Here is an 18,940-nt window from a genome sequence, read left to right as displayed (position 1 = left end):
AGCCAGCAGAGCCAGCAGAGCGTGCACGCGATATCCAGCCTTGGGGCGATGGGCCGCCAAGCGCGCTAACGCGAAGGACTGCTTGCGTTGCAGAACGGACGAAGAACATTCTCGAATCGAGCTTCAGCGACTGATCGGGGCGGGGCTACACCAGCCGTTTGGAAGGATCTCAGCACCTGTGGCCGTCGGATCAATCATCCGAGGGTCAACTTTGATGCCGATGCCTCCTCGACGCTTCCCAGTCCGCCACGCTCTTGGGTCCGGCGTCGCGGTTTCGGTGACACGAATGCGGCGATTGCAGTCCGTAGGTCACGACCACCGAACTCAAGGTGTCGATCCCATCGCTACCGTTCAGAGGCCTGACCAGGGCTCACACGGCTGACCGAACCTGGAATCGCGGCTGGCGCTCGGGGTGTGGCCGCCTACCCCCCAACAACTGCTCGCTCGCCAAAGGCCGCGGCTTCGGTCCGTCCACCCACCCGGTCGAGCCCACGCCGAGAATCGTTGCCCTGGTCTCGGTGCCCCCGACGTGGCTGCAGGGATGGGGCCGTGGGCCGACAATACGTGGCCCGGCTACAAAGCCCCGGTGACCGACCTGCTTCGTTCCGATGCCTGACATCCCCAAGATTCCCGAGACTGCTCCGGGCCCGCCGCCCAATGCGACGCTGGGCACGCCGAGCGAGGCGGCGCCAGCTGCCCCCGCGGCGACTGTCGCACCGGCGTCGCGGCTCGAACCCAGCGTGGCCGACACCGCGCGCCTGCTGGCCATGCACTTCCCGGCGCTGTTCGGTGCGGGCGTGATCAAGCCGATCAAGCTTCGCATCCAGGCCGACATTCATCAACGGGCGCCAGGAGTCTTCACCAAGAAGGCACTCTCAATCTTCCTGCAGCGCTACACCACCGGGACCGCCTACCTGCGGGCCCTGGTGGCCGAGGGCGCGACACGCAGCGACCTCGACGGCCAGCCGGTCGGCGAAATTACGGCCGAACACCGCGATGCTGCGGGCGTGGAACTCGAGCGGCGCCGGGCCATCGTCGAAGCAAAGAAACAAGCGGGGCGCGAGGCGGCCCGGGCTTCGCGCCATGACGCCCGACCGCTGCGGCCGGCCCGACCGCCACTCCTTTCGCAGCAGGCGGAGGTGTCGCAGTCCGCTTCGCCAGCGACCGGCGAGCGGCCTGCCACTCGCGGCGCACGCTCGGTGCAGCCCGGTACTTCCGATCGCCCGGACCGCTCTCCGCGGCCATCTCAGCCCAGCCAAGCGCAACGGCGCTCCCGACCGCCCCAACCTGACGTACAACGAAGCTCCGGCCGGCCCGGCGATCCTGGCTCCGGTGCGCCGCGGCGCCCGCACAAGCCCCTGCCCGAGCGGAAACTTGCCCGTGCACATGAACAAGAGCCCGTCAACGCGCCGGCCCTGCCGCTGACTCCCGAGCAGGCTGCCGAGGCCGAGGCTCGCCACCAGCGCGCATTGCTGCTGCGCAGCTTCGAGCAGAGCCCACTTTCGAAGGCGAACTTTGGGGCTTTGAAGGGACTGAGCGAGGAAGCCCTGGACGCGCTCTTGACCCTGGCGCGGCAGGAGCGTGGCTCACGGTGATGGCCCCAGCGCCGCAGGTATCGGGCCCATTCACCATCCAGACCTCCATCGGCAAGTACAGCGGAAATTGCCTGGGTCCCCGGAGGACACTCGCGCTCTACCTCAAACTGGTTGGCGCCAGCACTGGTGACAAGATGGAGGTCGAACAGCTATCGCAATGCAGCGGGTGCGGTCCTTCACTTTGCCAAGCTCGACGCCTGAAAGCGGCCCCACAGCGCCCGACGTAGGGAGTTGACCGCAGGCAGGTCCGCCGACGACAGCCCGGGCTTGTAAGCTCCGCCAAAAGACGGATGCAGGGAGCGCCAAAGGTATGGCGAAGCAAGGTTCTGTAGGTCCATCCAGGAGCGGCGACCAGTTCCACTAACAACGGGCCGCCCGGCAATGCCTCGGGCTGCTTGCCGGAGCGCATGGCCTGGTGGCAGTGGCGATCGAAGGCGCGTCGCTGGACGAGGGGGACGCATCTACGAGCGTCGGAGACGAGGTCATTGACGTCGGCCTGTACTACGGGAGCGAGGATGTCAAAGCGGCAAAGTCCATCCGCTGTGTGCAGCTCAAACACTCGTCTAGGCACGCGCACGCCCCCTGGACTGCAAGCGGCCTCAAAGGAACCATCGAGGGCTTCGCAGGGCGTTTCAAGGAGTTGGAGGCGTCGCTTGGCCTGGACGTCCTGGCGAAGAAGGTTCAGTTCACTTTTCTGACGAACAGGCCCATGGATGGAGCCGTTCTTGAAGCGTTGGCCGATATTGCTGCGGGATCGACAGCGCCGCGGCACCGTGAAACTGATGACTTGCTGAAACGGTACGCCGCGTCAGCCGGCAGCAACGTACAAAGCTTCTTCGCCACCTTCTCGGTTGAAACTGGCGAGCCGGATCCATGGAAACAGCGCAACCTCCTAAGTCAGGACCTGAGCGCATACCTGCCCCGTTCTGCGCAAGTGCAGATGCGCAGGAGTGGCGCAGGTCATGGAACCGGAACGACTTGATGTTCGCCAGCGCCAGTGCCTTCTCCCAGGCGGGTTCGAAGTTGAAGGCCACGTCGGGTCGCCGTTTGGAGGCGAAAAGGAGCTCTCGATCCCCGCCAAGGTGCTTCCTCAGCTCCTCGACGACGGCAGGGATGAGCACCAAGGTCTTTCGATCGCCCTTCTTGGAGCGATGAACGCTCGCCTCCGCGCGCTCGAGGTCGATGTCTTGCCAGCGCAGGGCTTTGAGCTCGCCGCGTCGGGCGCCGGTGGTGAGTCCCATGAGGACCAGCAGGTAGAGCTTTGGCCAGCGAGACGCCTTGCATGCAGCGATAGGGGCGTCGCGCTCCGGTGCATCCAGGAATCGCACGACCTCGTTGCGCTCCGGCCGCATCTCGAGACTCCGGCACGGGTTCGTCGAGTTCCTGGGGGCGATCCGCCGCCTTTGGGCCCAGGAGAGCAGGGCGGACAGGGCAGCCTGGTATCGATTCACCGTGGCCGGCGCCAGACGCTGCTTCTTGGCCTTGAGGATGCGCTGCCCCAGCGCATCGTGGCCGGCGAAGTAGCGGCCACGCCGGTTGGCCAGCGCCTCCAGGGCGTCAAAGACATGGTCGTCGTCGAGCTCACCCAGGGGGATGTCGCCGAGCGTCGTCGCCCAGTACTCCAGCCGCTGTGCGCGGCCGGCGTACTCGGCCATGTAGACGTGAATGAACTCGCGGATGGTCACACGACCGTCGTGAGTTCCGGTGGCCGAAGCGGCCTGCCGGCGGGGTGTCGGTGCAGCGCTGGCGGGCGCAGTTACATCGCCGACGGACTCGAAGATACCGTTCATGGTCAGACTCCATCAACACTTGCCCGCCTTTTTCACCGGCGGACTAGGTGGAGAGTCTGGAACGGCCCGTCCCGACTGGAATTTGGTGGCGCTTCAGGGAGCCTCAGACGACACCCCAAAAGCTCCAACGCAATCAACAACTTAGGCCCGAAGTTTCCCGACCGGGAGCTGGTGTTGATCGGTCCAACAAGTGTATCACCGGCCTCGCGGGACCAAGTTGCGCGCTTGTGACCCAACTGGGCTCCGGTCTACCAGTGAATCGTGCTCCTTCGGGGCAACGATGCTAGTGAGCGGTACTGGATGTCTGTACATTAACGCAGTTGCACAGACAAACGCTGGGCTGCCATGAGATTCAATGACACTAAGAGCGAAACCCTGAACCTGCGGGTCTCGCCAATCTTCAAGCAGGTGCTTAAAGAGGCCGCAGACCACGAGCAACGCAGCATGGTGAACATGCTGGAAGTGCTGCTGGCAGACTACTGCGACCGAAAGGGCATCGTTCCCATTGGCCAAAAAACTACTCGTCCTGCGCACAAGCGGGCGCGTGCAGACCGTAGGGCGCACGTGGGAGCTGTGGCATGACCTTCCGCTACATCGGCTCGAAGTCTCGACTCATCGATCAGATCACGGCCTACATGAGGCACCCCAAACAGGGTGCCTTCTTTGTGGATGCCTTCTGTGGCACGGGGGTGGTGGCTGAGGCTGCGGCTGACCTCGGCTGGAACGTGCGCATCAACGACAGCCTGCACTCTGCAGTGATTTCCGCAGGAGCACGCCTCATCAGCACAGAGCAGGCGGCTTTCAAGAAGCTCGGGGGCTATGCCAAGGCCATCGCCAAGCTGAATGCTGCCAAGCCCAAGCACGGCTTCATGTGGCGCGAGTACAGCCCCGCGTCGACGGACACGTGTGGCCTTGAACGGCGCTACTTCACCCAAGAGAACGCAGCGCGCATCGATGCGATGCGGTCATTGATCGGTGAGTGGGTGGAGGCCGGAACCATTGATGAAGTGGAAGAGCGCCTGCTCATTGCAGACCTCTTTGGAGCGCTCAATCGTGTGGCCAACATCGCGGGCACGTTTGGCTGCTTCCTCTCCAAGTGGACCAGCCAATCGCAAGACAAGATCGCTATGCGTTGCCGCGAGCTCAAAGCCAGTGGTGTGCGCGTGCGGGATCGAAGATGGCCTTGAGGTCTTCGTCGGTGAACGGGATATAGCTCTTGGTCAGCTGCTTGATCTTGCCCTTCGTGCTGACGCGCATGGCCTCAAAAGGGTTGCCCGTGTGGCGCATGCCGTTGTTGATGGCCCAGCGGAACAGCTCTTTGAGGTGGCTCAGCTTGCTGTTGATGCGCACGATGGACAGCACCTGTGCCAGCAAACGCTGCTTGTACGCCACGGCTTGCTCGGCCGCGATGGTGTTGAAGTCCATGTCGCCGAAGAGTTCGACGAAGGTGTCAAAGGTGGCCTGCTTGTCGTCCAACGTCTTGCGGCCGTTGTCGAGCTGCTTTTCAGCCATGTACATGGCGGCGACTTTGCTGAACGGTTTGCTCTTGCCAGCAGCAGGGGCATGGGAGGCTGACACCATGCGCGCAGCCTGCGCGGCGTCGTCGAGGGCTGCGGTGTAGTCGCGCTCGCCGCTGCCAGCCGTGCTGAGCACATCGCGAAGGAAGGTCGCGGCACGGCGGGCTTCGATGTCGTCGTCGATGCCCATGAGCTTGATGCCGTTCGGCAGCACGACGTCAAACTTGGACAGGATCGCAGGAAGGTTGAGCATGGCGGACGGCCTTGGAGTGGGTACCTCCATAGGTACGACCGCTGAACCAAAGTTTTTCGCGCTCCCGGCGAAGGAAAATGTTTCTATTTGTTTGCGGTCGTGATCCGCGCACGGGCCACCGCCTGCTGCCCGATCCACCAGGGCAATGGTTCCGCCTGCCTTCGCCAAGGCGAAAGCCAAGGCGGCCTTCTTTGCCAGCGCGGGCTCCTTGGTGCCCAAGCTGCGCTTGATCTCACGGCCGTTGATCTTGATGCGCAGGTAGTAAGTGCCCAGCCTGTTGCGGTACAGGTTCGGGAGCTTGTGCATGGCGCCCTCGTGCCCTCGCGGGGAAAAAGTGGCTCACCGAGGGGCTCACTAGGGGCACCAAGAAAAAAGCCCGCTCAGCGAGTGCTGACGCGGGCTTTTCTGATGATTGGTGGCGCTTCAGGGACTCGAACCCCGGACCTGCGGATTATGATTCCGTCGCTCTAACCGACTGAGCTAAAGCGCCTGAGCCCGCGAGTATAACGCGGCTCCGGTTCCCGCTTGCGCGGCACCCCCTCCAGTCCCCCCGATGTTCAGCTTCTTCAAGAAAAAGGTCGCGCCTGACCCGGCGGTTCCCGCTCCCGTCCTGCCCATCACCCCCGTTGCCGCTGCGGAGGCGAGCGGCGAGCGCAGTGGCTGGCTGGCCAGGCTGCGCCAGGGTCTGCGCCGCACGGGCAGCGGCATTGCGCAGGTCTTCACCGGCACGCGCATCGACGACGCGCTCTACGAAGAACTGGAGTCCGCTCTGCTGATGGCCGACGCCGGCGTCGCGGCCACGCAATTCCTGCTCGATGATCTGAAGCGCCGCGTCAAGGAGGCCAAGGCCACCGAGCCGATGGCGGTGAAGGCGCTTCTCGCCGAGGCGGTGGCCGAATTGCTGGAGCCTTTGCAGCAGCCGTTGCGGCTGGGCGAGCAGTCGCCGACGGTGATCATGGTCGTTGGCGTGAACGGGGCGGGCAAGACCACCAGCATCGGCAAATTGACGCGCCACCTGGCCGCGGCCGACCAGAAGGTGCTGCTCGCCGCGGCCGACACGTTCCGCGCCGCCGCACGCGAGCAGTTGCTTGCCTGGGCCGACCGCAACCGCGTCGAAATCGTCAGCCAGGAAGGTGGCGACCCGGCGGCGGTGACCTTCGACGCGGTGGTTGCTGGCAAGGCACGCGGCTGCGACGTGGTGATCGCCGACACTGCCGGTCGCCTGACCACGCAGGCGCACCTGATGGAGGAACTGAAGAAGATCCGCCGGACCATCGGCAAGGCGCAGGCGGGCGCGCCGCACGAGGTGCTGCTGGTCGTCGACGGCAACACCGGGCAGAACGCGCTGTCACAGGTGCAGGCGTTCGACGCCGCGCTGCAACTGACCGGCGTCATCATCACCAAGCTGGATGGCACCGCCAAGGGAGGCGTGCTCGCCGCGCTGGCGCTGTGGAACCGTGGTCGGGGACGGCCGCTGCCCGTCTACTTCATCGGCGTGGGCGAACAACTCGAGGACTTGCAGACCTTCGACGCGCAGGAGTTCGCGCAGGCGCTGCTCGGCTGATCCCGCAGAGGCGGTCGCGCGTTTCAGCGATCGCGCTTGTCGCTTCCGGACAGCGGCGCCGCGCCGGTATTGAACTCGTCGAACCAGGTCGACGGCGGCGGCTCGCGCATCTCGATGCGCTCGTCCTGCGTCGAGTCTCGCTGCGAGTCGTCGAACGGCGTCGGCCGCGAGGCACGCCGGCGGGTGTCGGCCACTGGCGCCGCCACGGATGGCGCCGCCGCTGCAGGAACCTTGGGCATGATCATTTCGCGCGTCGCCTCGACGGACGGCAAGGCGTTGTCGGTCCACACGTGCATCGGGATGCCTGCGGCCTTGAGCACGCGCGCCATGCGGTTCAGCCGCTTGCGCGAGCGTTCGCTCTCCGAGCCGGCCGGCGGCTGCACATTCACCACCGCCAGCACTTCGGTGGCCATGTCGCAGACCACCAGGTCGGCGCACTGCGTGCCGAGGCGGCGCAGCCATTCGGCGTAGGAATGGCGCGTCGGCACCTTCAGAAAGCGCGCCAGCGGCACCTGCGCCAGGATCATGTAACCAGGCAGAGCTCGCTCCAGCGTGCTGTAGGCCATCCGCTCGGCACTGGTCAGGATGCGCGTGGCCGTGGGTGGCCAGGAGGCCACGGTGTCGAGCCGGTTCGTCTCGGCGCCCCGGCCGCCGGGCCGCGAGCGGCGGCGCAACAGCACGGTCAACAGCAAGACCACGATCACGGCCAGCGCCGCGACAGCCCAATCAGGCATCAACCTTCCTCGACATACATTCTGAGGGGGGCAGCATAACGCGGCGCCGTGCAGGCGTCATCGCGGACGACGCTCAGCGCGGACCGCCCGGCAGCTTCATGCCGCCCATGCGCTTCATCATCTTCATCAGGCCACCGCCCTTCATCTTCTTCATCATGCCCTGCATCTGCTCGAACTGGTTGAGCAGGCGATTCACCTCCTGGACCTGCACGCCGGCACCGGCAGCGATGCGCCGCTTGCGCGTGGCCTTGATGAGGTCGGGCTTGCGGCGCTCCAGCGGCGTCATCGAGCAGATGATGCCTTCCATGCGGCGCACGTCGCGCTCGGCCCGATCCATGTCGGCCTGACCGAGATTGGCCGTCTTGCCGCCTGTCATCTGGGTGGGCAGCTTGTCGATCAGTCCCGACAGGCCGCCCATCTTCTTCATCTGCGAGATCTGCATCAGGAAATCGTTCAAGTCGAAGGCGTCGCCCGACTTCACCTTGTCCGCCAGCTTCTGCGCGGCAGCGACGTCGACGCCCTTCTGCACCTCCTCGACCAGGGCGACGATGTCGCCCATGCCGAGGATGCGGCCGGCGTGGCGCTGCGCGTCGAAAACCTCGAGGCCGTCGATCTTCTCGCTGGTGCCGGCGAACTTGATCGGCGCACCGGTGATCTGGCGCACCGACAGCGCCGCGCCTCCGCGCGCGTCGCCGTCCATCTTGGTCAGCACGATGCCGGTCAGCGGCAGGGCCTCCTTGAAAGCCTTGGCGGTGTTGATCGCATCCTGGCCCTGCATCGCATCGACGACGAAGAGTGTTTCGACCGGGCTCAGCGCGGCGTGGAGTTCGGCGATCTCCTTCATCATCGCCTCGTCGATGCCCAGGCGACCGGCGGTGTCGACCAGCAGTACGTCGAAGTAGTGTCGCCGCGCGTGATCCAGCGCGGCCTGGGCGATTGCCAGCGGCTTGTCGTTTGCTGTCGACGGGAACCACTCGGCGCCGGCCTGTTTCGTGACCGTTTTCAGCTGCTCGATGGCGGCCGGACGGTAGACGTCGGCCGAGACCGTCAGCACCTTCTTCTTGCGCTTGTCGATCAGGTGCTTGGCGAGCTTGGCGGTGGTGGTGGTCTTGCCGGCGCCCTGCAGGCCGGCCATCAGGATCACCGCCGGAGGCTGCGCGGCGAGGTTGATGTCGGCCACCCCGTCGCCCATGGTGGCGGCGAGTTCGCGGTTGACGATGCCCACCAGCGCCTGGCCCGGCGTCAGCGAACCGACCACGTCGGCGCCCAGGGCCTTTTCCTTCACGCGCGCGATGAAGTCGCGCACCACGGGCAGCGCGACGTCGGCCTCGAGCAGCGCCATGCGCACCTCGCGCAACATGTCCTGCACGTTGCTCTCGGTGATGCGGGCCTGGCCACGCATCGTCTTGACGGCGCGACTCAGGCGTTCGGTGAGGGTGGAAGCCATGCTGTGGCGCAGCCCGAGACCCGGGAGCGCGAAAGTACACTGTGAGCATGATTTTATCGTTCGGTCCCGAAGCGCCCGCGGGCTGGGCATTGGCCGTGCCCACGCTGGCGGCGCTCGTGGCCTATGCGGTCGCCGCGTTCCTGCCCGCGGTGCGCGAGGCCGCGACCCGCAATGCGCTGCTCGCCGGTTGGGCGATCCACGCGCTGGCCATCGCGGTCGACATCAGCGGCATCGGCGTGGATCACACCGGCGCGCGATTCGGCTTCGCACCGGCGCTGTCGGTGACGATGTGGTTGGTGCTGGCGGTGTACGCGGTAGAGAGCCGCTTCGTCCCGCTGGCCGGCGTGCGGCGCACGCTGGCGCTGCTCGGCGCGGCGGCGGTGCTGCTGGCATTCGTCTTCCCGGGCGAATTGCGGCCGAACGCAGTGTCGCGCTGGGCGCCGCTGCACTGGGTGCTGGGCATCGCTTCCTACGGACTGTTCGGTGCCGCGGTGCTGCACGGCGCGATGCTCAATCGCGCTGAGCAGCAGATGCGTCAGCATGCTGCCGCGCCGCCGACCGGCATGCCGCTGCTGCGCTTGGAGCGCCTGACCTTCCGCTTCGTCGGCGCCGGTTTTGTCGTGCTGTCGGCGGCGCTGCTGCTCGGCGCCTGGTTCGCGCAGCCTTGGCGCTGGGACCACAAGACGGTGTTCTCCATGCTGGGCTGGGTGGTGTTCGCGGCGCTGCTTGCGGGCCGACGTGCGTTCGGCTGGCGTGGCCCGCTGGCCACGCGCTGGCTGTACGGCGGTGCGGCCCTGTTGCTGCTGGCTTACGTGGGTTCGCGCTTCGTGCTTGAAATCCTGCTGCAGCGCGGGCCGGCGAACTGAGAGCAGACGCCGATGAAGTACCTGCTGCTCATTGCCGCCATCCTGCTGCTGGTGTGGCTGCTGCGTGGCTCGCGCCGCCGCAGCGAGCCTCCGCCCTCGCGACCCCGGCGTGACGCGCGCGCCCAGCCGATGGTTGCCTGCCGGCAGTGTGGTGTGCACCTGCCGCAGCACGAGGCGTTGCCCGGACGCGGCGGCATGTTCTGCGGGGAAGCCCATCGTGCCGAGTACGAGAAGCAACATCCGGCGGGCTGACGGGTCGGCCACCAGCCCCCGGGGGTGCCGATGAGCGAAGCACCGCGCAACCGCGAGCGACGCGTCGGGGACCGGCGCGCCCAGCGGCGGGCACCCACCGCCGACGAGTCCTGGTTCGGCGCCTTCGGATCCGCGGAGGACACGCAGGTCTCGCCCGACGATGCCACGGTGACGTCGGCGCCGGACAGTTCGACGCGCCCGGCAGCTTCGACCCTGGACTCGCGGCTGTTCTCGCGACAGGCCGAGCGCATCGTCAGCGCCGGCCAGACGGCCTTCGACCGCATCTACCGGACTTTCATCGGGGCGCGGGCGGCGCTCGGCGTTGCGCTGGTGGTGGCGCAGGCGATCACGGGGCTGTTCGGTGCGAGGCCCTCGCTCGAGGCCGCGCTCGTCAGCGTCGCCTATGGAACGATGGCGCTCATTCTGTGGCTGTTGCCACGCAGGCGCACCGTCGAGCCGAAGGCGCTGGCGCGTGTGTTCGGTGCGCCGTGGCTGTCGACGATCGGCATCGATCTGGTCGCCTTCAGTGCCCTGCACATGCTCGCTCCGGGCTCCAACCTCAACTACGTGGCGCTGCTCGTGCTGCCGGTGCTGATGGCCGGTGTGCTCACACCCCGACCGCTGGCCCTCGCGACCGCGGCGGCCGTGGCGATGATGCTGCTCGTTACCGCCTGGCTGGATGCGGGGGCCGGCGGCAGCATGACGCAGCTCATGGCGCAGGCGGCCCTGGCCGGCAGCGGCTTCTTCGTCATCACCGTGCTGGCCGGCGAGCTGGCCGGCCGCCTCGCGCGAGAAGAGCTCACCGCGCGCGGCAACATGGAAATGGCGCGCCAGCAGGCGGCCTTGAATCGCCTCGTCATCGAGGAGATGCAGGACGGCATCCTCGTCGTCGACCGCCGCGGCCGCGTCCGCGCCGCCAACCCGGCGGCGCGACGGCTGCTCGCACCCTCGGGCATGAGCCGCCCGGCACCGTTTCAGCTGCGCGGCGTCGAGGCGTGGTCGGGGCTGGTGCGCACGGTGGAGCAGGCCTTCATCGAGTCGAGCTGGCCCGAAGCCGGGCGCGACGTCACGCTCGAGTTCGAGCCGGGCTCGAGCCGCACCTTGCGGGTGCGCGTGCGCTTCACGCGCCACAAGGCGGCACAGGCGAGCGAAGACTTCTGCGTGCTGTTCCTGGAGGACGTGCGCAACATGCAGGCACGCAGCCGCCAGGAGAAGCTTGCAGCGATGGGCCGAGTGTCGGCGGGCATCGCCCATGAAATTCGCAATCCGCTGGCGGCGATCGCCCAGGCCAACGCCTTGCTCGCCGAGGACGCCACCGACGCGTCGCAGCGCCAGCTCACGCGCATGGTGGCGGACAACGTCGATCGCCTCAAGCGCATCGTCGACGACGTGATGGAGGTGGCGCCGGGCGAGGTGCAGGATCTGCGTGCGATCGACGCCACCGCACTGGTCGCCGCCGTGTGCAGCGACTGGGCTCGCGCGGCCGGCATCAAGCTCGACGAGCACAGCGTGCTGCGCGTGGAACTGCCGCCGCAGCCGATCGGCGTGGCCTTCGACGCCGAGCATCTGCGCCGCGTGCTCGTCAACCTGCTCGACAACGCGCTGCGCCACGCCAGCGGCGCGCCAGGCGCCGTCATGCTGCGGCTGGACTCGCGCGACGAGTCGCGGGCCTTCCTCAGCGTGGCCAGCGACGGTTCGCCAATTCCGCCCGAGGTGGAGCGCTACCTCTTCGAACCGTTCTTCTCCACGCGAAGTCGCGGCACCGGGCTGGGCCTGTATATTTGCCGCGAGCTGTGCGAGCGCTACGGCGCGAGCATCGACTACCGGGCCCGGGCGGGCGGCGACCCGCACTGCAACGAGTTCTTCGTGGTGATGCGCCGCATGCCGCTGACCGACACCGAAGCCCGACTGCACTTGACCTCATGACTTCCGCCTCGCATTTCAGCCTGTTGGTCGTCGATGACGAGCCCGACCTGCGCACGCTGTACGAGCTGACGCTGCTGCGCGAGGGCTACGACATCGAGACGGCAGCCACGGTCGAGGAAGCATGGATGCACCTCAAGGACCGCACCTACAGCGCCGTCATCACCGACATGCGCCTGCCCGACGGCACCGGCCTGGACCTGCTGCGGCGGCTGGAGGAGGCCGGCCGGCGCGAGAAGGCGATCGTGATCACCGCCTACGGCTCGGCCGAGAATGCCGTGGAGGCGTTGAAGGCCGGTGCTTACGATTACCTCACCAAGCCGGTGGACCTGAAACAGTTCCGCGCCGTGGTCGCCTCGGCGCTCGGCCGCGGCGGACCCACGGTGCCGACGATGGACCCGTCGACGCTGCCGTCGAAGGATGGCACGCTGCCTCAGGCGCGCATCCCGCGAGCGCCGACAGCGCCCACGGCACCGGTCAGCATCGCCCTTCGACGCATGGCGGGACATTCGGCGGCGATGCAGCAGGTGCGAGCCTTGGTCGAGAAGGTGGCGCGCAGCATGGCGCCGGTGCTGGTCAACGGCGAGTCGGGCACCGGCAAGGAGCTGGTCGCCCGTGCCATCCACGAGATCAGCCCGCGTGCTGCCCAGCCCTTCATCGCGGTCAATTGCAGCGCCATCCCCGAGCAGTTGCTGGAAGCCGAGTTCTTCGGCTACCGAAAGGGAGCGTTCACCGGCGCGGCCGAGGACCGCGAGGGCTTCTTCCAGGCTGCCAACGGCGGAACGCTCTTCCTCGACGAGATCGGCGATCTGCCGCTGTCGATGCAGAGCAAGCTGCTGCGTGCCATCCAGGAGCGCTCGGTGCGGCCGGTCGGCGCGGTGAGCGAGCAGGCCGTCAATGTGCGGCTGCTCAGCGCCACGCACAAGGATCTCGGCGCCGAGGTCCACGCGGGCAAGTTCCGCCAGGACCTCTACTACCGCCTGAACGTGATCCAGATCCGCGTGCCGCCGCTGCGCGAACGGCTGGAGGACCTGCCGGATATCAGTGAGCGCGTGCTCGAGCGCATCGCTCACGATGCCGGGGTGTCGCCGCCGCCGCGGCTCACGCGCGAGGCGTTGCAGCACCTCGCGCGCTACTCGTTCCCCGGCAATGTGCGCGAACTCGAGAACCTTCTGCACAGGGCCGTCGCGCTGTCCGGCGGCGAGACCATCGATGTGGCAGACCTCGGCCTGCCGGAGTCGGAGGTGGGAGAGCCATTTCTGAGCGAGGCGGAATCGTTCGACGCCATGGCCCGCGACGAACCAGCCGCCCGATTCCCTCCGCCCGTGGTGGCCATCCCCGTCGAGGAGGCCCTGCCGAGCAACCTGGCCGCGCATCTCGACGAAGTCGAGCGGGACATCCTGGTGCGGGCATTGGAGCGTCATCGCTTCAATCGCACGGCCGCCGGTGCAAGCCTCGGACTGTCGTTGCGGCAGATGCGCTATCGGATGGCGCGGCTGGGCGTCAACGTCGGCACCGACGGTGTCGGGGCCGATCGCGACTGAGACCGCGCGCGCCGTGAGGCCGCGCTGGTTCCGCGGGTGGTGGTCGCCGGCGCGGCGCTGCCCTTCGCCGAACTGCGGGCGTCGTCCTCCAGGTGCGGCGGTGTCGCTGCTGGTCGTGCACTCCATCAGCCTGCCACCCGGCGTCTACGGTGGCAATGCGATCGAAGAGCTCTTCACGAACCGACTCGACTGGCGCGCGCATCCGTATTTCGAGACGATCCGTGGGCTGCGCGTGTCGGCCCACTTCTTGATCCGTCGCGACGGTTCGCTGCTGCAGTTCGTGTCCTGCGATCGGCGGGCGTGGCACGCGGGGGTGTCGTCGTGGCACGGGCGCGAGAACTGCAACGACTACTCCATCGGCGTCGAGCTCGAGGGCCTCGAAGGCGACGCCTTCGAGGAGGCCCAGTACGTGTCGCTGTCTTCCCTTGCGGGCGGCCTGGCGCGGCGCTATCCGATCGAGGCGGTGGCCGGACACGAGCACATCGCCGCGGGTCGCAAGGGCGACCCGGGCCCGGCCTTCGACTGGGCCAGGCTGCGGGCCTTGTCGCTGGCGGCCGGCGTGACCGATTGGGACTTTCCCGAGAGTGCAACACGACGCAACAGCGAAGGCTGACGTGCACGCCGAGCGTCGGCGAGAACCGCGGCGCAGCCTGGCGCGCTGAATGCGTCGACGAGCGCGCAGGCGTGCGCCCTCGGCTCCGGGAGGGCCGGGTTCTCGCAGCGCGCGCAGCAGTCGCTAGCAACTCGGAGACGAACTGGCAAGCTCGCTTGCACGCTATCGCTAGTGCTTGAAGGCCAGGAGGACCCTAGATATAGTGTGTCGCCGTGCTATGCTCATTCCTCCTCCACAGCGCCGTGCTCGCCCCGTCGTCCGCTGCCGGCCTCCCGGTTGGCAGTGTGGCCGAGCAGCGTGCGCCGAGCTCATCTGCCATGTCGAATTGCGACCGCCCCTGAAGGGCGGTCCTCCTTCCTGTCGCCCTCGCCCATGACCATCGAAACTCTGCCCACGACCAACACAGGGGAAGCCATGCAAGCCATTCATGTCCCGACGTCCACGCCAGCTGCCGGCTTGCGCGCCCCGTCGACGTCGGCGGCAGCGTCGGCGTACCAGGGCTATCAGATCATTCGCCGCAACGGCGCCGTGGTGGCTTTCGAGCCCAACAAGATCGCCGTGGCGCTGATGAAGGCATTCCTCGCCGTGCACGGCACGCAAGGCGCTGCGTCGGCCAGCGTGCGCGAGACGGTTGATGGGCTGACAGAGGCGGTGGTGCGCGCCCTGTTGCGTTCGCGTCCGGGTGGCGGAACCTTCCATATCGAGGACGTGCAGGACCATGTCGAACTCGGCCTGATGCGTGGTGGCCACCACGAAGTCGCTCGCGCCTACGTGCTGTACCGTGAGCGCCGCGCCCAGGAGCGCGCCAGGCAGGTGCAGCGTGCCGTGCCGGCCGAACCGGTGCTGCATGTCACCGACAATGGACAGCGCGTGCCGCTGGACTTCGGTCGTTTGCAGGCGCTGGTGGAGTCGGCATGCGCCGGGCTGGGGGCCGACGTGAAGGCCGAGCCGGTGATCGCCGAGACGCGCCGCAACCTGTATGACGGTGTGCCGATTGGCGAGGTGCACAAGGCGGCCATTCTCGCGGCGCGTACGCTGATCGAGAAGGACCCGGGCTACACCCGGGCCACCGCGCGACTGCTGCTGCACACCATCCGCCGCGAGATCCTCGGCGAGGAGGTGACGCACGAGCAGATGCACAGCCGCTACGCCGAGTACTTTCCGGGATTCATCAGGAAGGGCGTGCAGGCCGAATTGCTCGACGAAAGGCTGCTGCAGTTCGACCTCGCCAAGCTCGGCGCTGCGCTGAAGGCCGACCGTGACCTGCAGTTCGACTACCTCGGCCTGCAAACGCTGTTCGATCGCTACTTCTTGCATGTCGACGAGGCGCGCATCGAGCTGCCGCAGGCCTTCTTCATGCGAGTGGCGATGGGTCTGGCGCTGGGCGAGATCGACCGCGAGGCGCGCGCGATCGAGTTCTACGAAGTGCTGTCGAGCTTTGACTTCATGAGCTCCACGCCGACGCTGTTCAACTCGGGTACGCGGCGCTCGCAGCTATCGAGCTGCTATCTGACGACTGTGTCGGACGACCTCGAGGGCATCTACGAGGCGCTGAAGGAGAACGCGCTGTTGTCCAAGTTCGCCGGTGGCTTGGGCAACGACTGGACGAACGTGCGTGCGCTGGGCAGCCACATCAAGGGCACGAACGGCAAGAGCCAGGGCGTTGTGCCGTTCCTGAAGGTGGTCAACGACACTGCAGTTGCCGTCAACCAGGGCGGCAAGCGCAAGGGCGCCGTGTGTGCGTATCTCGAAAGCTGGCACCTCGACCTGGAGGAGTTCCTCGAACTGCGCAAGAACACAGGCGACGACCGCCGCCGCACGCACGATATGAACACGGCGAACTGGATTCCCGACCTGTTCATGAAGCGCGTCGTGGAGGGGGGGGACTGGACGCTGTTCTCGCCCTCCACCTGTCCGGACCTGCACGACAGGTTCGGCAAGGAGTTCGAGGTCGCGTACCTGCGCTACGAGGCGAAGACGCAGACCGGCGAGATCAAGTTGTTCAAGAGGGTGCCGGCCAACGACCTGTGGCGCAAGATGCTCTCGATGCTGTTCGAGACCGGGCATCCCTGGATCACCTTCAAGGATGCCTGCAACGTGCGATCGCCGCAGCAGCACGTGGGCGTGGTGCACTCGAGCAACCTCTGCACCGAGATCACGCTGAACACCAGCGACACCGAGATCGCGGTGTGCAACCTCGGTTCGGTCAACTTGGCGCATCACCTGAAGGACGGCAGGATCGATCAGGCCAAGCTGAAGCAGACCGTGGCGACAGCGATGCGGATGCTCGACAACGTCATCGACATCAACTACTACGCCGTGAAGAAGGCGCGTGACTCCAACCTGAAACATCGGCCGGTAGGGCTCGGCATCATGGGCTTCCAGGATGCGCTGCACGAGCTTCGCATGCCCTATGCGTCGCAGGCCGCCTTGGAGTTTGCCGATCGTTCGATGGAGGCGGTGTGCTACCACGCCTATTGGGCCTCGACCGAGTTGGCGCAGGAGCGCGGCCGCTATTCGAGCTACCGGGGATCGCTGTGGGACCGCGGCATCCTGCCGCTGGACTCGCTGAACCTTCTCGAGGAGCAGCGCGGAGGCTATGTCGAGGTCGATCGCAGCACGTCGATGGACTGGGAAGCGTTGCGCACGCGCATTTCGGAGTACGGCATGCGCAACTCCAACTGTGTGGCGATTGCGCCCACGGCGACGATCTCCAACATCATTGGCGTCAGTGCCTCGATCGAACCGTCGTTCGGCAACCTGTCGGTGAAGTCCAACTTGTCAGGGGAGTTCACGGTTCTGAACGAATACCTGGTGCGCGACCTGAAGTCGCTGGGTCTGTGGGACGACGTGATGGTGATGGACCTGAAGCACTTCGACGGCTCGCTGCGCCGCATCGATCGTGTGCCCGAGGATCTGAAGTCGCTCTACGCAACGGCCTTCGAAATCGAGGCGCAATGGTTGGTGGAGGCGGCGGCGCGCCGCCAGAAGTGGATCGACCAGGCGCAGTCGCTCAACATCTACATGGCCGGGGCATCGGGCAAGAAACTCGACGAGACCTACAAGCTTGCCTGGCTTCGCGGGTTGAAGACGACGTACTACCTGCGAACCGTGGGCGCCACGCACGCGGAGAAGTCGACGGTGAAGGCGGGCAATCTCAATGCGGTGTCGAGCCATGCGGATGGCGGTCTGCTGGCGGGAGCCTCGGCGTCGCACGCGGAGGCTGCGAGCGACGTGAAGTTCTGCGCGATCGACGATCCGACCTGTGAAGCGTGTCAGTGAATCGAGCGGCGATTCGATGCGGGACAGCAACAAGCACTCGGCCCAAAAGTCAAGAAGTGCTTGGTGTTTCGATGCAACATTCGGATAATTGAAAAGATTGGGAAGAGAACATGCTTGTTTGGGACGACGAAGTTAAGCCCTCCAGATCACAAGGCGCGGTGAACGCGCAGGGACAAGCATCCGCGTTGCGCGTGCAGGAGCACGTCTTCCAAGCCGCGCCGGTCGCCGCTGACATCACTACGGCGCAAATTGCTGCTGATGCGCGCCGGGTCAAGGCAGCCGACAAGCGCATCATCAACGGTCAGACCGACGTCAACCAGTTGGTGCCGTTCAAGTACAAGTGGGCCTGGGAGAAGTACCTGGCGACCTGTGCCAATCATTGGATGCCGCAGGAGATCAACATGTCGCGCGACATCGCGACCTGGAAGGATCCGAACGGGCTGACCGAGGACGAGCGCCGCATCGTCAAGCGCAATCTTGGCTTCTTCGTCACTGCGGACTCTCTCGCGGCGAACAACATCGTGCTTGGCAGTTATCGGCACATCACGGCGCCGGAGTGCCGCCAGTTCCTGTTGCGCCAGGCTTTCGAAGAGGCGATCCACACGCACGCGTACCAGTACATCGTCGAGTCGCTGGGTCTGGACGAGAGTGAAATCTTCAATGCGTATCACGAGATCGCTTCGATCCGTGATAAGGACGAGTTCCTGCTGCCCTTCATCGAGCAGATCATGGATCCCGCTTTCCGCACCGGCACGACGCAGAACGACCAGCGCCTGCTCAAGTCGCTGATCGTGTTCGCCTGTCTGATGGAAGGACTCTTCTTCTACGTGGGCTTCACGCAGATCCTGGCGCTGGGTCGGCAGAACAAGATGACGGGCGCGGCGGAGCAGTACCAGTACATCTTGCGTGACGAGTCGATGCACTGCAATTTCGGCATCGACCTCATCAACCAGATCAAGCTCGAGAACCCGCATCTTTGGACGCCGGAGTTCAAGGCCGACGTGAAGGCGCTGTTCCTCAGGGCGGTCGAACTCGAGTATCGCTATGCCGAGGACACCATGCCACGCGGAGTGCTCGGCATGAACGCTTCCATGTTCAAGGGTTACCTGCGATACATCGCGAATCGCCGTGCGACTCAGATTGGCTTGGAGGAACTGTTCCCCAACGAGGAGAACCCGTTCCCCTGGATGAGCGAAATGATCGACCTGAAGAAGGAGCGCAACTTCTTCGAGACCCGCGTGATCGAGTACCAGTCGGGTGGAGCGTTGTCCTGGGATTGAAGGGTCCCGGGTCGCAGTCGCTCAGGTCAGTGCGAGAGATCAAGATTGGTGGGCCAGGGATGTCTGACGCAGAAGCAGCGTCTTGGGCCACGGTGGATTCATCGGATCGGGGCGTCCCTCCTGGACAGTCCTCGGGCGATGGATGGCCACGTTGCCTCGGCCTCAAGGCGAGGGGGCGTGGTTCTTTTTTAACTTGATCAAGGAGAACTGTGATGGCAACTGCGAAGAAGGCTGCGGCGAAGAAGGCCCCGGCGAAGAAGGCTGCGGCGAAGAAGGCCCC

15 protein-coding genes and 1 tRNA gene are annotated in these 18,940 nt (G+C 66.0%); 11 read left to right on the top strand and 5 right to left on the bottom strand.

Translation table 11 applies throughout. The features are described 5' to 3' along the window. The first annotated feature begins 740 nt into the window (after positions 1–740). Entirely contained in the window at positions 741–1,595 is an 855-nt protein-coding gene (locus Q0599_RS04995) for a ProQ/FINO family protein (RefSeq protein ID WP_298826528.1), read from the top strand. Positions 1,596–2,281: 686 nt separating this feature from the next. On the opposite strand, the gene Q0599_RS04990 is transcribed toward Q0599_RS04995, so the two are convergent. Next, the gene (locus tag Q0599_RS04990) at positions 2,282–3,385 is read right to left on the bottom strand and encodes a site-specific integrase (protein WP_298826525.1); all 1,104 of its coding nucleotides are present in this window, start codon (positions 3,383–3,385) and stop codon (positions 2,282–2,284) included. Between the two features lie 345 nt (positions 3,386–3,730). Here Q0599_RS04990 and Q0599_RS04985 point away from each other — a divergent pair, with 345 nt between their 5' ends. Continuing rightward, complete coding sequence (locus Q0599_RS04985) at positions 3,731–3,967, top strand: hypothetical protein (protein ID WP_298826522.1); 237 nt, start codon at positions 3,731–3,733, stop codon at positions 3,965–3,967. Then, positions 3,964–4,572 (top strand): DNA adenine methylase, encoded by a 609-nt coding sequence (locus Q0599_RS04980; protein WP_298826519.1) that lies wholly within the window; start codon positions 3,964–3,966, stop codon positions 4,570–4,572. The genes Q0599_RS04985 and Q0599_RS04980 overlap by 4 nt, the downstream gene beginning before the upstream one ends. On the opposite strand, the gene Q0599_RS04975 is transcribed toward Q0599_RS04980, so the two are convergent. Next, complete coding sequence (locus Q0599_RS04975) at positions 4,529–5,461, bottom strand: hypothetical protein (protein WP_298826516.1); 933 nt, start codon at positions 5,459–5,461, stop codon at positions 4,529–4,531. The genes Q0599_RS04980 and Q0599_RS04975 overlap by 44 nt on opposite strands. 107 nt (positions 5,462–5,568) lie before the next feature. Then, a tRNA-Met gene (locus tag Q0599_RS04970) sits at positions 5,569–5,645 on the bottom strand. 63 nt (positions 5,646–5,708) lie between these two features. Between Q0599_RS04970 and ftsY the strand changes: the two genes are divergently transcribed. Further along, positions 5,709–6,719 carry a signal recognition particle-docking protein FtsY gene (gene ftsY, locus Q0599_RS04965; RefSeq protein WP_298826513.1) on the top strand — a complete coding sequence of 337 codons (1,011 nt, stop codon included), beginning with the start codon at positions 5,709–5,711 and terminating at the stop codon, positions 6,717–6,719. Between the two features lie 23 nt (positions 6,720–6,742). On the opposite strand, the gene Q0599_RS04960 is transcribed toward ftsY, so the two are convergent. Together Q0599_RS04960 and ffh are read right to left on the bottom strand one after the other, a co-directional pair. Next, positions 6,743–7,453 carry a DUF2726 domain-containing protein gene (locus Q0599_RS04960; RefSeq protein ID WP_298826510.1) on the bottom strand — a complete coding sequence of 237 codons (711 nt, stop codon included), beginning with the start codon at positions 7,451–7,453 and terminating at the stop codon, positions 6,743–6,745. 73 nt (positions 7,454–7,526) lie between these two features. Next, complete coding sequence (ffh, locus tag Q0599_RS04955; protein ID WP_298826507.1) at positions 7,527–8,900, bottom strand: signal recognition particle protein; 1,374 nt, start codon at positions 8,898–8,900, stop codon at positions 7,527–7,529. Positions 8,901–8,947: 47 nt separating this feature from the next. On the opposite strand from ffh, the gene Q0599_RS04950 reads away from it, so the two are divergent. From Q0599_RS04950 to Q0599_RS04920, 7 genes are all read left to right on the top strand, one after another. Further along, entirely contained in the window at positions 8,948–9,766 is an 819-nt protein-coding gene (locus Q0599_RS04950; protein WP_298826504.1) for an inner membrane protein YpjD, read from the top strand. A gap of 12 nt (positions 9,767–9,778) precedes the next feature. Continuing rightward, positions 9,779–10,018, top strand: coding sequence for a PP0621 family protein (locus tag Q0599_RS04945; protein WP_298826501.1), 240 nt, complete (start codon positions 9,779–9,781; stop codon positions 10,016–10,018). A gap of 30 nt (positions 10,019–10,048) precedes the next feature. Then, a complete protein-coding gene (locus Q0599_RS04940; RefSeq protein ID WP_298826499.1) occupies positions 10,049–11,944 on the top strand; it encodes an ATP-binding protein in 1,896 nt (631 codons plus the stop codon). Beyond that, positions 11,941–13,485: a sigma-54 dependent transcriptional regulator gene (locus Q0599_RS04935; RefSeq protein WP_298826497.1), complete on the top strand. Its 1,545-nt coding sequence runs from the start codon at positions 11,941–11,943 to the stop codon at positions 13,483–13,485. Before Q0599_RS04940 ends, Q0599_RS04935 begins: the two co-directional genes overlap by 4 nt. 13 nt (positions 13,486–13,498) lie before the next feature. Continuing rightward, positions 13,499–14,098: a 1,6-anhydro-N-acetylmuramyl-L-alanine amidase AmpD gene (gene ampD, locus Q0599_RS04930; protein WP_298826495.1), complete on the top strand. Its 600-nt coding sequence runs from the start codon at positions 13,499–13,501 to the stop codon at positions 14,096–14,098. A 414-nt stretch (positions 14,099–14,512) separates the two neighbouring features. Continuing rightward, the gene (locus Q0599_RS04925; RefSeq protein WP_298826494.1) at positions 14,513–17,380 is read left to right on the top strand and encodes a ribonucleoside-diphosphate reductase subunit alpha; all 2,868 of its coding nucleotides are present in this window, start codon (positions 14,513–14,515) and stop codon (positions 17,378–17,380) included. A gap of 110 nt (positions 17,381–17,490) precedes the next feature. Next, positions 17,491–18,660 carry a ribonucleotide-diphosphate reductase subunit beta gene (locus Q0599_RS04920; protein ID WP_298826493.1) on the top strand — a complete coding sequence of 390 codons (1,170 nt, stop codon included), beginning with the start codon at positions 17,491–17,493 and terminating at the stop codon, positions 18,658–18,660. The last annotated feature ends 280 nt before the right edge of the window (positions 18,661–18,940 follow it).

The organism is uncultured Piscinibacter sp., assembly GCF_937952055.1.
In the GTDB taxonomy this organism is placed as follows: Bacteria; Pseudomonadota; Gammaproteobacteria; order Burkholderiales; family Burkholderiaceae_C; genus Piscinibacter.
Note: the sequence above shows the minus strand (reverse complement) of the source record. Positions and strands in the feature narration are given on the sequence as shown.

Coding starts and splice junctions, on each gene's coding strand:
- Q0599_RS04980 (WP_298826519.1), top strand. CDS start 3,964: ATGACCTTCCGCTACATCGGCTCGAAGTCTCGACTCATCGATCAGATC.
- Q0599_RS04990 (WP_298826525.1), bottom strand. CDS start 3,385: ATGAACGGTATCTTCGAGTCCGTCGGCGATGTAACTGCGCCCGCCAGC.
- Q0599_RS04920 (WP_298826493.1), top strand. CDS start 17,491: ATGCTTGTTTGGGACGACGAAGTTAAGCCCTCCAGATCACAAGGCGCG.
- Q0599_RS04925 (WP_298826494.1), top strand. CDS start 14,513: ATGCAAGCCATTCATGTCCCGACGTCCACGCCAGCTGCCGGCTTGCGC.
- Q0599_RS04975 (WP_298826516.1), bottom strand. CDS start 5,461: ATGCACAAGCTCCCGAACCTGTACCGCAACAGGCTGGGCACTTACTAC.
- Q0599_RS04945 (WP_298826501.1), top strand. CDS start 9,779: ATGAAGTACCTGCTGCTCATTGCCGCCATCCTGCTGCTGGTGTGGCTG.
- Q0599_RS04950 (WP_298826504.1), top strand. CDS start 8,948: ATGATTTTATCGTTCGGTCCCGAAGCGCCCGCGGGCTGGGCATTGGCC.
- Q0599_RS04960 (WP_298826510.1), bottom strand. CDS start 7,453: ATGCCTGATTGGGCTGTCGCGGCGCTGGCCGTGATCGTGGTCTTGCTG.
- ffh (WP_298826507.1), bottom strand. CDS start 8,900: ATGGCTTCCACCCTCACCGAACGCCTGAGTCGCGCCGTCAAGACGATG.
- ftsY (WP_298826513.1), top strand. CDS start 5,709: ATGTTCAGCTTCTTCAAGAAAAAGGTCGCGCCTGACCCGGCGGTTCCC.
- Q0599_RS04985 (WP_298826522.1), top strand. CDS start 3,731: ATGAGATTCAATGACACTAAGAGCGAAACCCTGAACCTGCGGGTCTCG.
- Q0599_RS04940 (WP_298826499.1), top strand. CDS start 10,049: ATGAGCGAAGCACCGCGCAACCGCGAGCGACGCGTCGGGGACCGGCGC.
- Q0599_RS04935 (WP_298826497.1), top strand. CDS start 11,941: ATGACTTCCGCCTCGCATTTCAGCCTGTTGGTCGTCGATGACGAGCCC.